Annotated in this window: 11 protein-coding genes and 1 pseudogene; 9 read left to right on the top strand and 3 right to left on the bottom strand. The window is 62.2% G+C overall.

What is annotated here, in order from left to right:
• Positions 1 to 113: 113 nt before the first annotated feature.
• Positions 114 to 974, bottom strand: coding sequence for an SDR family oxidoreductase (locus AC1DYW_RS30750; RefSeq protein WP_477228678.1), 861 nt, complete (start codon positions 972 to 974; stop codon positions 114 to 116).
• 90 nt (positions 975 to 1,064) lie between these two features.
• On the opposite strand from AC1DYW_RS30750, the gene AC1DYW_RS30745 reads away from it, so the two are divergent.
• From AC1DYW_RS30745 to AC1DYW_RS30705, 9 genes and pseudogenes are all read left to right on the top strand, one after another.
• Positions 1,065 to 1,508 carry a winged helix-turn-helix transcriptional regulator gene (locus AC1DYW_RS30745; protein ID WP_441940292.1) on the top strand — a complete coding sequence of 148 codons (444 nt, stop codon included), beginning with the start codon at positions 1,065 to 1,067 and terminating at the stop codon, positions 1,506 to 1,508.
• Between the two features lie 366 nt (positions 1,509 to 1,874).
• Positions 1,875 to 3,341 (top strand): FAD/NAD(P)-binding protein, encoded by a 1,467-nt coding sequence (locus AC1DYW_RS30740; protein ID WP_477228677.1) that lies wholly within the window; start codon positions 1,875 to 1,877, stop codon positions 3,339 to 3,341.
• 107 nt (positions 3,342 to 3,448) lie between these two features.
• A complete protein-coding gene (locus AC1DYW_RS30735; RefSeq protein WP_477228676.1) occupies positions 3,449 to 4,342 on the top strand; it encodes an FAD binding domain-containing protein in 894 nt (297 codons plus the stop codon).
• Positions 4,335 to 4,826 carry a (2Fe-2S)-binding protein gene (locus tag AC1DYW_RS30730; protein WP_441940297.1) on the top strand — a complete coding sequence of 164 codons (492 nt, stop codon included), beginning with the start codon at positions 4,335 to 4,337 and terminating at the stop codon, positions 4,824 to 4,826. The genes AC1DYW_RS30735 and AC1DYW_RS30730 overlap by 8 nt, the downstream gene beginning before the upstream one ends.
• Positions 4,823 to 5,377: a CoxG family protein gene (locus AC1DYW_RS30725; protein WP_477228675.1), complete on the top strand. Its 555-nt coding sequence runs from the start codon at positions 4,823 to 4,825 to the stop codon at positions 5,375 to 5,377. The genes AC1DYW_RS30730 and AC1DYW_RS30725 overlap by 4 nt, the downstream gene beginning before the upstream one ends.
• A complete protein-coding gene (locus AC1DYW_RS30720; protein WP_477228674.1) occupies positions 5,374 to 7,818 on the top strand; it encodes a xanthine dehydrogenase family protein molybdopterin-binding subunit in 2,445 nt (814 codons plus the stop codon). The genes AC1DYW_RS30725 and AC1DYW_RS30720 overlap by 4 nt, the downstream gene beginning before the upstream one ends.
• Before the next feature lie 49 nt (positions 7,819 to 7,867).
• Entirely contained in the window at positions 7,868 to 8,812 is a 945-nt protein-coding gene (locus tag AC1DYW_RS30715; protein ID WP_477228673.1) for a LysR family transcriptional regulator, read from the top strand.
• Positions 8,813 to 9,173: 361 nt separating this feature from the next.
• Positions 9,174 to 9,329: pseudogene (locus AC1DYW_RS30710) on the top strand (GntR family transcriptional regulator); the annotation flags it as partial.
• 36 nt (positions 9,330 to 9,365) lie between these two features.
• Positions 9,366 to 9,884, top strand: coding sequence for an FCD domain-containing protein (locus tag AC1DYW_RS30705; protein WP_477228709.1), 519 nt, complete (start codon positions 9,366 to 9,368; stop codon positions 9,882 to 9,884).
• A 107-nt stretch (positions 9,885 to 9,991) separates the two neighbouring features.
• Here AC1DYW_RS30705 and AC1DYW_RS30700 read toward each other — a convergent pair whose 3' ends face one another.
• Together AC1DYW_RS30700 and AC1DYW_RS30695 are read right to left on the bottom strand one after the other, a co-directional pair.
• Positions 9,992 to 10,942: an amidohydrolase family protein gene (locus tag AC1DYW_RS30700; RefSeq protein ID WP_477228672.1), complete on the bottom strand. Its 951-nt coding sequence runs from the start codon at positions 10,940 to 10,942 to the stop codon at positions 9,992 to 9,994.
• 6 nt (positions 10,943 to 10,948) lie between these two features.
• A complete protein-coding gene (locus tag AC1DYW_RS30695) occupies positions 10,949 to 12,556 on the bottom strand; it encodes an FAD-dependent monooxygenase (protein ID WP_477228671.1) in 1,608 nt (535 codons plus the stop codon).
• Positions 12,557 to 12,577 lie beyond the last annotated feature (21 nt).

Raw genomic sequence — 12,577 nt, 5'->3', positions numbered from 1 at the left:
CCTTCTCAAGAAGTGCGTGGCTTATTTTGAATGCTTGGTAGTTCCATATTCAGCGACTGGTAGAAGCGACGCCCGCAAGTCAAGAAAAGCAGGGACCTGCGGGCGACGAGATCCTATCGGGCCAGCATATCGGCTAGCCAGTCCTTGATACTACGTGGGGTGAGCCCAAGCAGGCGCTGGGCGCTGGTGTCTTCGGAAATCACATTGTCTGGAACCTGCGAAAGTGCCTGGTAGAAGCCAACTACATTGGCGGCGGCGGGGCCGAACATCGGCTCGATCAGCTTGCCGAACGCTTCCGGCGTCAATGCGTCGAAGCTGATGGTGCCGCCGAATTGCGCCGAGAATCCCGCAGCGAGATCCGCGCCCTTGAGACCGGGAAGTTGGCCTACGCCAACGACACCGGTCACTGAAGTGTCGGTGAGGAGCCGTTCGGCGACCTCGGCCACGTCTAGATGCGAACTCCATGAGACCGGAAAGTCGGCGCGCAGTGGGTAGCGCAGTACGCCCTCGGCCTTCACCGGTTCGAAGACCGTCGGCAGCAGCAGGTTTTCCAGATAGAGCCGTGGCGCGACTACAGCATGGGAGACGCCGGTTTCCTCGACACCGCGCAAGAGGATCGCGATGGCGCTGTCCTTCGGGGCCTGCAAGAGGGTTCCGGGCTGGTCAATTATGATGCCGCTGGTCGAGATCACGACGCGCTTCGGCTTGGCGGTCTTGATCGCTTCAACGATGTTCATGGCGTGCTGCACTCGAACAGGTTCGGGCGCCTGCGGGAGATGGACGAAGACCCCGTCGGTGCCGCGATAGGCGGCGATCAGCGATGCCACCGACTCATTGTCGACTGTAACGGCAGGCTTGCCTTTGGCTTTGGAGGGCGCGCGGACCGCCGCAACCGCCTTCTTGCCCGAGGCGAGCAGGCGCGCGTAGAGCGGGCCGCCTTGGGCCCCGGTCGCGCCGTGGATAACGTGAAACATTCGATACTCCTTCATTGATGTAGCCATTGGCTAATCGTTGGTGCAATATCTGCATCGGTTACGTCCAATGCACTAATGGAACGAATTGGCATGAGTGATATCAACGTTCCTGGGTGCGGCGTTGATCGCTTCCTGCTGCTCCTCGACGGTCCCTGGGCGACGCTGATCGTGCGCGAACTGCTGAACGGGCCGCGCCGCTTCACAGAATTGCGGAAGGCCCTGCCGGGCATCAGCGCGCACACGCTAAGCCATCGCCTGCGCCGCTTCGAGGAGCATTGGCTGGTGACGCGCACGGCTTTCGCCGAGACTCCGCCGCGGGTAGTCTATGAACTGACCCCTTTGGGCATGTCCCTTAGGGATGTCCTCTACGCGATGAACGACTGGGGTAATGCGCTCCCCGAAACGGTGCAGGTGCAAATCGCGACGTCCCGGTCAGCCAACTCTGTGGTCAGCGACCGAACGCAGACCGTCGATCCACAGGGCAAGCAACGTGCAAGTTGCCCCGGAAAGCAGGTAGGCATCGGCGGCGATTAGGCCGGAATTGCCCCGCAACAACAGCGCAGCGAGTGGCGCGAAACAGGCGCCGAACATCCACGCCAGATCCAAATTAATTGCCGGGCCCTTATAGCGATCCAGCCTTGAATGGCTCGATGCGATTATGCTGGACGACTGCTCCCATCAAGCCCCGAGACGCAACAAGTCGTGCGCGCGATGCTATCGCCGAGCGCATGGCGGCCACGTTAATTTCGGCTTCTGAAGAGCGATCGCAGCGTGCTGAGGCGACCGCGGGTCACCTGGAGAGCCGATGAGACAGCCATCCGCCTTTGATCTCGACACGATAGCGCTGATTGTCTTTTCGGCAAATGGCGCGAGGGGCAGGTTGGCCTGGGGGCGTAGCATATGAGTCTGGCGGAGCTCGAAAGCCTGGTCAAGCGCCAGAATGCCTTCATAGACTTCCCGAACCGGCCGTGGATGCCCGAGACGACGTCGCCGAGGGGGCATGTCTATGACGTTGTGATCGTCGGAGCCGGGCAGAGCGGGCTTGCGGCTGCCTATGGGCTCATGCGCGAACAGGTGACGAATATCATCGTGCTTGATGCGGCTCGCGAGGGGGAGGAGGGTCCGTGGACGACTTTCGCACGGATGATCACCCTGCGAACCCCGAAGATGCTGAGTGGGCTGGACTTCGGCAATCCGTCGCTGTCGCCACGCGCCTGGTTTGAAGCGCAGTGGGGCAGGTCAGCCTGGGACGGGCTCACAAAGATTCCGCGCGGTATGTGGCAGGATTATCTGATCTGGTACCGGCGCGTGCTGGGCATACCGGTGCGCAACGAAAGTCGCATAATCGACATCGCGCCCGCGCCTGCGGCGCTGCTCTCTCTGCGGGCCGCTGACGGCAACGAATACCTGGCACGCAAGCTCATCCTTTGTACTGGCCTCGACGGCAGCGGCCGATGGGAAGTTCCATCGGTGGTGAGCGAAGCGCTGCCGCGTGACCGCTACGCCCACACTGCTGATTCAATCGATTTCGGCGCTCTTGCCAGGCGCCGTCTCGGGGTCTTGGGAAACGGGGCGTCGGCATTCGACAATGCGGCGATGGCGCTTGAGGAGGGGGCTGCACAGGTATCGCTCTGCCTTCGCAAGGAGGCCTTTCCACGCGTCAATGTCCATAAATGGATGGAGACCCCGGGTTTTCTCGGTCACTTCGCGTCGCTTCCCGACCTGGCTCGCTGGCGCTTCCTGCGTCAGGTCACTTCGGTGAGCCAGCCGCCACCACAGGACACGTTCTGGCGCTGCAAGCGCCATGCGAACTTCTCGCTCCACACCGGCGCAGCCTGGACTGCTGTGGCTTTGGATGGTGATGAGATCGTCGTCGATACCCCCAAAGGGCGGATGCACTTCGATTTCCTGATCGTTGGCACCGGAATATCCCATGCGTTGCGACTACGTCCTGAGCTTGCCGGCATTGCCAGTGACATCGCCACCTGGAACGACGTCTTCACGCCGCCGGCGGACGAGGCGGACACCCACCTGGGGCAGGCGCCTTATCTGGGCGCGGGCTTTGAGTTTCAGGAACGCAGGCCCGGAGCGGCACCTTATCTGCGTCGCATTCATAATTTCAGCTATGGCGCGACCCTCAGCATGGGGTTGTCGGCGGCCTCCATCAGCGGCATGCGTTACGGCATTCCGCGCTTGGTGCGGGGCGTCGTCGGAGATTTGTTCAGGGAAGATCAGGACAGGCATTTCGCGTCTCTGCTCGCTTACAGCGACGAGGAGATCTCGACGCTGGAATTGCCAGACGACCCATCGCTCATTCCCGGTCCGCCGATAGCGGCCACCCGGGATACGACCGAGGTGTTGGTTTGATCCTGACGGCGAAGACGGCGGATATGACCGCCTTCGCCTTGGACGGTTCCAGAATCCTGCGCTCCACGCGCTCAAGCATTTCAGAGACTTTCTCCGAAAGGAAATCCATGTATCCCGCGCCATTCAATTTCATCAGGGTGGGGAGCTTCTCGGAAGCTTCCGCGGTTCTGGCGGCCGACCCGAACGCCAAGGCGATCGCTGGTGGGCAAACCCTGATCCCAATGATGAAGCTGCGTCTGCTGAAGCCGGCTCTGCTCGTTGACCTGCGCGGAATTTCCGGCGCGCGCGACATCGCACTCGGCGACGACGCCATCGAGATCGGTGCCTTGGCGACCCATGTGGACATTGCAGGCTCGGACATCGCTGAACGCTTCAGCATTCTGCGCGACTGCGGACAGGGCATCGCCGACACGCAGGTTCGCAACATGGGCACGATCGGCGGATCACTGGCCGAGGCTGATCCGTGCAGCTGCTGGCCGGCGCTGCTGGTTGCGCTCGATGCACAGGTTTTGTGCGAAGGCCCCGACAGCCGGCGTGTCCAAGGCGTGCGCGAACTGCTGGAAGACGCTTACACACCTGCCCTGGAGCCCGGCGAACTGATCACCCGCGTCGCCATAGCCCGCCAGGCGCTGGAGGGCTACGGCACATTCGTCGCCTTCAAGCGTTGCGCGCCGGCCTATCCGACGGCCAGCTGTGCCATGCAGATCGCCTATGATGGCGATCGGATCGCTAGCCTGCGCATGGGCTTCGGTTGCCTCGACCTGACCGCGCTCGCCTTCGACGAGGGAAACGACATTGCCGCCGGCAGACAGGCCACCGAGAACCTGGTCGAAGATGTAGCCGAAGCCGCATCGATATTCGTCGAGCCCTTCGCCGACGCAAAGGGTACGGCGGAATACAAGCGGGAACTCGCGCGCGGCCTGGTTAAACGCGCATTTGGCATCATCGAGGCACGCCGTCTCGGGCGCCCGGCTGTGGAGACGCATCAATATTATGGCTGAGTATCCGACCATGCGTGTGGCCCTGAAGCTGAACGGCCACCAACTGCAATTCGAAGTCGAGCCGCGGACCCTCCTGGTGGAGCTAATCCGCGAGAACGCCGGCCTGACTGGTACGCATGTGGGCTGCGATACCAGCTATTGCGGCGCCTGTACGGTGGTCGTCGACGGCCGCTCGGCCAAGTCCTGCACGGTGCTCGCGCTGCAGGCCGATGGCGCCGAAGTCACCACGGTTGAGGGGCTGGAAACGCCTGACGGCCTGCATGTCCTGCAGCAATCCTTTGCAGAAAATCATGCGTTGCAGTGCGGCTTCTGCACGCCCGGCTTCCTGATGTCGGCGCTGGCGCTGCTCAGCGTCAATGCCGATCCCGACGAGGCCGCCATCCGCAAAGCCTTTAGCGGCAATACCTGCCGCTGCACCGGCTATCTCCCGATCATCGCGGCGGTCAAGGCAGCCGCCGTCAAGCTCAAGGAAACCGTACAATGAAAGTTGACATGGACGGCAATTTCGAGGTGACGGCGTCGCCTGCGGAAACATTCGTCTTCATCACCGAGCCGCGGACTTTTGCTCCGATCCTTCCCTATTTCAGGGAACTGCATTCGGTCGAAGGCGACGGCTTCGGGGTACTCCTCGAAGTGGGCGTCCCACAGATCCGGGGGCAAGCCGATGTCGCGGCGCGCCGTATCGAGTCAGTGCCAAACGAACGCGTGGTCTACACAATCAATGGTCGCCATGCGCTGGGCATGATCGATGCGCGCATGACCTTCGTCATCGAGCCAATCGAGGCTGGCTCGCGCGTGAGCTGGACCAGCGAAGGCACCGTCAGCGGTACACTCGCTTCCCTGGCACAGGGCATCCTGCTGCCGCTGGCGCGACGTCAGGTCAAATCACTTGTCGTGGCGGTGCAGAAGGAGCTCGGCGTCGTGCAGCCCGAGCCGGCTGCCTCGGCTGGCCTGATGAAGCGCTCGGTCTCCTCGATGAAAGGGCTGTTCGGCGCCGCAAGGGCGAAAAGCCCGAACGAGGATCTGTCATCATGAGCGACGACAAGCCCATCGTGCGGCGCGAGGACGGTCGCTTGATCCGCGGGCGTGGCCGTTTCGTCGACGACGAAGGATCACGCGCACTTCATTGCAAGCTGGTGCGCTCTCCCTATGCGCATGCGCGTATATTGGGCATGGACACAAGCCGGGCCGAGTCGCTGCCGGGGGTGGTCTGCGTCCTAACCGGCGCGGAAGTACGCGAGCTGACCAACCGCTTCCCACAGATGGCACCAGAGCCGACCAGCCGCATCAGCGACTATTGCATGGCAACCGAACGGGTGCGCTTTCAAGGGGAGCCCGTTGCAGCTGTCGTGGCGACAAGCGCCGCCATCGCCAGTGACGGCGTTGAACTCGTGCGCGTCGACTACGACCCCTTGCCGGTCGTCGTTGATGCAGTTGCCTCGCTGGGGGTCGATGCGCCAATCCTTCACGATGAATCCGGGACCAATCAAACCTGGGGCTCGCTGTTCGACTGGGGAGACGTGGACGGCGCCTTTGACAGCGCCGATGTCGTCGTCGAGATCGACCGGCTGAAGTTCCACCGTTTCTCGAGCACGCCGCTGGAGGGATTTGCCGGTCTCGTCACCTGGGAGCCGACCGGGCGGGTGGACATGCTGTGCAACCTAATCCAGCCGGGCGTGGCGATGAAGTTTATCGCACCCGCGCTGCGAATCTCGCCCGAGCAGCTACGCATACGCACGCAAGACATCGGCGGCGGCTTCGGCATCAAGCAGAACCTCTATCCTTATCTGATGATCGCGGCGCTGTGCTCGCGCAAGGTGGGTTATCGCCCAGTGAAGTGGATCGAGGAGCGACGCGAGCATCTACAAGGCAGCGCACATGGCAACGAGCGCACCTTCCTGGACATCCGTGTTGCGCTCACGGCCGATGGCGAGATCACCGCTGTGGACGCTCGGCATGTCGACGATTGCGGCGCCTATCCACGCTACGAGCCACTCGGCGCGGTCATCTGGAGCCAGGTCGCCCCGGCCTCCTACCGATTGCAGAATCTGCGTATCGATTTCCGTCAGGCAATGACCAACAAATGCCCCGTGGGACCCAACCGCGGCTTTTCGCGAATGCAGAATGTCTGGTTCCTCGAGCGGGTGATCGACATCTGCGCCCATGAGATGGGCATCGCACCCGATGTCATGCGCAAGCGCAACTATGTCCCCGAAATGCCATGGACCACGCCCAACGGCTGCGTCTACGATTCCGGGGACTACGGCGCCATGCTGGACATGGCGAAGGATCTGATCGGCTGGGACGATTGGATCACAAAGCGCGACGCCTGGCGCGCCGAGGGCCGGATCGTCGGAATCGGGATCGGCACGGCACTGGATTCCGGCACCAACAATTTTGGCCAGTCGCGCATCGTCAATCCGAACTCGCCGCTCTCCGGCAACTCGGAGGTGGCCAATGTGCGCCTGGGCGTGGACGGCACAGTCACCGTCTCCGTCGGCTCGGTGCCGCAGGGGCAGAGCCACGAAACGATCGCCGCGCAGGTTGTCGGTCAGGAGTTGGGCATATCCTCCGATCTGGTCCTGGTCGCCATCGGCTTCGATTCAGAGCGCATGTCGCACAACAACCATTCGGGTACCTATGCCTCGCAATTCGCAGTGACGAGCCTCGGCGCCATCCGTGGCGCCGTGGAGAAGTTAAGGCAGGAACTGCTGCGAGTCGGCAGCTATTTCCTGGGCCAGCCTGCCGAAACGCTGAGGGTAGGGACCTTCGAAGGCGTCGCCTCGGTGGCAGCGCCCGATGGGCAGTCGGTTTCGCTGGCGCGGATCTCGAACCTCGTCAACGCCCAGAGCGCCGAGCTCCCACCTGAGCTTATGGATGTCTCGCTGAATTGCCGCCATGTCTATCGCGCGCCATTCCAGGTGCCGGACATCGAGAAGAAGTTTGGCAACCTGACCCTCACCTACGCTGCGCAGGTGCATGTCGCCGTGATCGAGCTGGATCCGCTCACCTATAACATTCATGTCCACGACTATTCGATCGTTGACGACTGCGGCAAGGTCATCAACCATCAGATCGTCAAGGGCCAGGTGGTCGGCGCGGCCGCTCATGGCTTCGGCGCCGCTCTGATGGAGTGCTTGAAATATGACGAGGCCGGCAACCTTCTGACCAGCACCTTCAGCGATTACTGCCCCCTGACGATCATGAACATGCCCAACCTGCACTACGGCAACCGTGAATCGCCGTCGCCCTTCACCTATAACGGCGCCAAAGGCATGGGCGAAGGCGGTGGCGGTCCGATCTTCGCGATCTCGTCTGCTCTGCAGGATGCTGTGGCGACCACCGGGATGCGGCTCGACCAGTCGCATTACTCGCCCAGCGATATCCACGCGTTGCTCTCAGGCATTGCCGAAAGACGGGGTGCCAAGGTGTCAATGACGGTGCGAACGCCATCACGCGAGCCGTTGCAGGCGTGAAGGAGGGCGACTACGTTGGCCGATGTTCGGCCGTGCGAACGGAACCTAGATGACGCCATCGGGCACCTACCGCGATTTTCCGGCCGAAAGGCTGAGATATCTCTACGAATCCGTGCGCCTCGGCACGATGCGGGCGGCAAGCGATTTCCTCGACATGGCGCCGTCCTCCATCAGCCGGCAGATCACCGCGCTGGAGAAGGAAATTGGCATCGAACTGATCGAGAAGAACCGGCATCGCGTGCTCCTGACCCCAGCCGGCGAGCGCCTGATCGAATATTACCGCGACCGCCTCGCCCAGCAGGAAGCCTTGGTCACAGACCTCGACGACCTCAAGGGACTGCGCACCGGTCATTTGAGGATTGCCGTAGGCACCGGGTTGATGCGTGTCGTTATCGCGCGAGCGGTGGCTGAGTACACGGCAAGGCTGCCCGGCGTTCGCATCGATGTCGTCTCGGCCCCCTCGCGCGCCGTGATATCGATGGTCCGCGACGACATGGCGCATTTCGGCGTGGTCATGGATGCACCGACCGATCCGCGCGTCTGGTCGCGGTCGAGTTTCCCCGAGCCAAACTATCTGATTGTCGCGCCGCACCATTCGCTGGCGTCGGCGTCCCAAGTCGACATTCGCGATCTCGTCAATCAGCCCCTGATCCTGCCTGAAGGCGGGTTCCGCATTCGCGATGTGCTGTCCGAATTCGAGGCTACTCATGGCTTGTTTCTGGATACGCGGATCACCGCATCATCCGTCCAGTTCATAGCAGATGTGACCTCGGCGAGCACGGTCGCAACCATCATGCCACTGGGCTGCGTTTCCGATTATGTGGAGGCGGGCCGACTGCTTGCGCTGCCGATCTCGAATCCGGAATTGAACACTGGACGAGTGAACATCGTCACACGCGTCGGTCGCCGCCTATCATCGGCCGCCGTCGCATTGCTGGATCTGCTGGAACGGCACATGAAGAACCGCGCCAGACCGGAGCGGCCCACCACCTAGGCGCAGCAACGCGCCAGAACTCCTTCCTATCATCGCCAGGCGGAGCTGGGCGGCTTCGCTGCGAGCGGTACAGCAATCACAAATATCAGGCAGGCGCATTGCACACGTAGATGTTGCTCCATGGGACGCTGCCTTTGGGCAGAAGTGGGACTGTCCTCGAGGCTGCGCTCGTCGGTAAATGGTGCAATCATGGATGAAATCCATGGATGCCGCTGCTTGCTCGCGTTTTGGCCAACTGTGATGCTAAAGCGGCTTAAGCGATCACAGGTGAGCGCCATTCGATTGCGTTTATGGAGAGCGGCAGGATGCCGCCAAAAAAAAAGGATCGAGTGATGTCTCCCTTGCATTCCAGGCTTACGAGAGCCTGCGCAAGGATATCGTCACCTCCCAGTTCAAGCCCAACGCTCGACTGCGTCTGGATGAATTGCGTCTTCGATACGGCGTGGGGGCCAGTCCGCTTCGGGAGGCGCTGATGCGCCTGGAGTCCGAAGGGCTCGTCCTTCTAGAGCCCAACAAGGGTTTCCGAGTCGTGCCTATCTCCAAGGATCATCTGATGGACGTGATGCACGTTCGAACCGAGATCGAGGTCCTCTGTTTGGGATGGTCAATCGACCAGGGCGGCGTGGAGTGGGAGTCCTCACTCGTTGGCGCCTTGCATCGGCTCAAGCGCTTCTCGAAGACGGCCGTCCCTTCGGCAAGTTCGTCCGACGACTGGCGCACTGCGCACCGGGCCTTCCATTCCGCCCTGATCTCGGCCTGCGGCTCGGAACTTCTAAGATCGTTTCACTCGGGGTTGTTCGACCAGGTCGAGCGCTATATTGCCATTTCGGTTGGTATCACCGACCAGCCGCGCGACGACATCTCCGAGCATGAGGGTTTGGTGCAGGCTGCGCTCGACCGGCAGACTGAGGAAGCGGTCGTGTTGCTGCGCCAGCATCACATGCGCACGCTCGACAAGCTCGTGACCCAGCTGTTCGGATCAGAAGAAGGCGCGGCCCGCAAGGGCGCCCGCGGTAAGCCGACGGTCAAAAGCGCCGGCAGGGGTTGGTCCACTACGCTGGATCTCACGTAGTAGTCTCGCCCGGTGTGTCTGGTGCGCGCATCCCAGGGTGGCAAGAGACTTTCGGCAAAGCATGACTTTGACATGGCCCGGGGTGGCCGTGGGAGGCCCCGCTTGCGCTAGCGAAAAGCGTCGAGCAGTCTCCGAGTGTTCGAGCCGAAGATATCGGCGGGATCGCTGCCAGCAAGTTGCGTGTCGGGTTCCAGCAGGCCCATCGGAAAGGGCCAGTCTGAACCGAAGACGATGTTGCCGCGCCCAAACACGTCCCTGGCCGATGCTAGCGTAGCGTTGGAGTGGGTAACGCAATCGGCGTGGAAGTGCTGCAGCTGAGCGCTTGGCGGCGCGATGTTCGTATTGACGCCAGGACGGTTGGTGCGGAAGCCTTGCTCCCACCGTCCCGCAAGCGATGGCACCGTGCCGCCGCCATGTGACAAGAGCACCGTCATGCCATCGAAGCGCGCGAGCACATCGGAAAAGACCATGTGAGCGACCGCGATGCCGGTTTCCTGCGGGTTACCGAGCAGGTTGGTGAGGTAGAAGGGTTCCAGCCGCTGGTCGTGGCTCTCGCCCGGATGCAGGAAGAGCAGCGCGCCGCCGTCGGACAGAACGCCCCACAAGCCGTCATACTCGGCCTGGGAGAGGAAGACGTCCGGACCGCCCGTCGAGGCGGTGAACAGCTTCTTGCCAGCCGCCAGCCTCTCGGTTGCGATGCGCTCAGCCTCGCGCGGATGCTCGATCGGCAGGAAGCAGACCGATGACAGCCGGTCCCGCATGGGTTCGACGATCTCGTCAAGGCCTGCCGTCAGAGCGCGCGCCCATTCGCCGGTCGCTCCAGCGTCCAGTTGCGGCCTGAACAGTGGCGGCGGCGGCGAGACCCAGGCGTGGCCAATGGAGAACCGATCCATCCAGTCGATGAGCGCCGAGGGCCGGAAAAGGTGCTTCATGCCGATCGTCTTGCCGTCGACCAGAAGCTTTTCGGTAGCCGCATCCCATTCGATGCCTCGCACGCCCGAGAGATGGCGCGATTGCACCGGTACGAGATGGGTATGCGTGTCCAGTACGATAGCCATGCTGTCCTAGTCCTTCTGTAGCGGGCGGGCGGGCATGGCCTTCGCAGCTTCGTCGCGAAAGGTTCCCTCGCTGCAGATCAGGACGATATGGTCGTCCGGTCGGATCAGCACCACGGTCCCGTCTCCAACCCCCAGCCGCGTGCGGAATGCGTCGCCGATATCAAGCACCATGCGGGCGCGAAGAGGGTCTGACGCGGGGATGTCCCAACGCGAAACCGCGAAATGGCGAAGGCGCTCACCGTCATCGGCGGGCATATCCAGCCGGCGGCGGGCATCGCAGAAATGGAGCGCGAGGAAGTTCCCATCGATCAGATCATGAGCCCGCATCGGTTGGCCGTCCGGACCCTGCAGGCGGAAGTCGGGGAGCCGCTCGCCGACGCATGCGGGGGCAAGCTCGGTGCAGGCCATCGACCATGAGCCGGTGCCGTTGACGTCGAGACGCATGCCAAGCAATGAACGCGTATATACATTGGCCCAGTCCGAGCCGGACATCACGTCAGTGGCATCGCCCCTGGCATCCATAAGATGCCGCGCGGCTTCCGCCATTTCGCCGGCGCCCTTGACGGCGATAGTCTTCTGCTCCTGCTCGTAGCCGTCGAGCAGCGACTCGGGCGCAAGACCCTTGTGTACCCAGGCGAGGCGCCAAGGCAGGTTGTGCGCGTCGGTGGCGCCAGTGTTCAGGCCGAGTGCCCACATCGGCGTCAGCAGGTGGGCGGCATCACCCATCAGGAAGACCCGACCGTCGCGCCAGCTCGTCGCGACCCGATGATGCACACGGTAATTTGCGCTTTCCAGAATGACCGCTCTGTCGACATTGCCGATGAACTGGACGACGCGGGCCTTCAGGTCTTCGGGCGTTGGCTGGGGCGCGTCCTGTGCCGCCGGAAAGATGAAGCGCCAACCATGTGGCTGGCGCACAAGGATCATCCACTCCTTCGGATCGGAGAAATAGGTGAGATAGGGGTAGTCCCGTGGATTGGAGACATCGAGGTCGACGTCGAGGTCGATGAGCGTATATCGCAAATCGAGGGACGTGCCTTCGACCTCTACGCCCACTTGTGCCCGTGCCGTGCTGCGCCCTCCGTCGCAGGCCAGGAGATAAGCACCCCTGACCTCAACCAAACCCGCATCGGTTTGGAAGGTCGCAACCACGCCGTCAGCATCCTGCCGATACTCGATCAGCTTGTGGTCGTATGAGATAACCTGCGGGTTCGTCCGCTCGGTCAGCGTCTTTGTCAGCAGTGGTTCCAACTGGTGCTGTGGCAGGTTTGCGAAGAATGGAAAGCGGGTTTCGGCATCGACTAGTCCCGTTCGCAGGGACAAGGTCAACTCGCCGGTGCTGCGCTTGAGCTCGCCTATTTGCTCGACGCGGATGGCTGCGCCGACGATATTGTTCACGGCCCCATAGCGCCGCATGATTTCGAGTGTCCGAGGCAGGATCGTTCCAGCCTTCGTCATGGTCGAGGGACCTGCGCTAGCTTCGAAGACGCGCACGGGAACGCCGTAATGGCGCAGCCCAAGCGCCGTCAGCAGCCCGACCGGCCCGCCCCCGACAACGATGACAGGTAATTCTGACTCGGTCATGCCGATACTCCAGCTTGCACTTTCGCGCACAGGACCATTTCCTCATTTTAA

This window comes from Mesorhizobium sp. P2_D5 (assembly GCF_056404355.1).
This window is presented reverse-complemented; position numbering and strand designations above follow the sequence as displayed.

Excerpts from the sequence above, each read along its gene's own strand:
- AC1DYW_RS30750 (WP_477228678.1), bottom strand. The coding sequence starts at position 974 with ATGTTTCACGTTATCCACGGCGCGACCGGGGCCCAAGGCGGCCCGCTC.
- AC1DYW_RS30745 (WP_441940292.1), top strand. The coding sequence starts at position 1,065 with ATGAGTGATATCAACGTTCCTGGGTGCGGCGTTGATCGCTTCCTGCTG.
- AC1DYW_RS30740 (WP_477228677.1), top strand. The coding sequence starts at position 1,875 with ATGAGTCTGGCGGAGCTCGAAAGCCTGGTCAAGCGCCAGAATGCCTTC.
- AC1DYW_RS30735 (WP_477228676.1), top strand. The coding sequence starts at position 3,449 with ATGTATCCCGCGCCATTCAATTTCATCAGGGTGGGGAGCTTCTCGGAA.
- AC1DYW_RS30730 (WP_441940297.1), top strand. The coding sequence starts at position 4,335 with ATGGCTGAGTATCCGACCATGCGTGTGGCCCTGAAGCTGAACGGCCAC.
- AC1DYW_RS30725 (WP_477228675.1), top strand. The coding sequence starts at position 4,823 with ATGAAAGTTGACATGGACGGCAATTTCGAGGTGACGGCGTCGCCTGCG.
- AC1DYW_RS30720 (WP_477228674.1), top strand. The coding sequence starts at position 5,374 with ATGAGCGACGACAAGCCCATCGTGCGGCGCGAGGACGGTCGCTTGATC.
- AC1DYW_RS30715 (WP_477228673.1), top strand. The coding sequence starts at position 7,868 with ATGACGCCATCGGGCACCTACCGCGATTTTCCGGCCGAAAGGCTGAGA.
- AC1DYW_RS30705 (WP_477228709.1), top strand. The coding sequence starts at position 9,366 with ATGGACGTGATGCACGTTCGAACCGAGATCGAGGTCCTCTGTTTGGGA.
- AC1DYW_RS30700 (WP_477228672.1), bottom strand. The coding sequence starts at position 10,942 with ATGGCTATCGTACTGGACACGCATACCCATCTCGTACCGGTGCAATCG.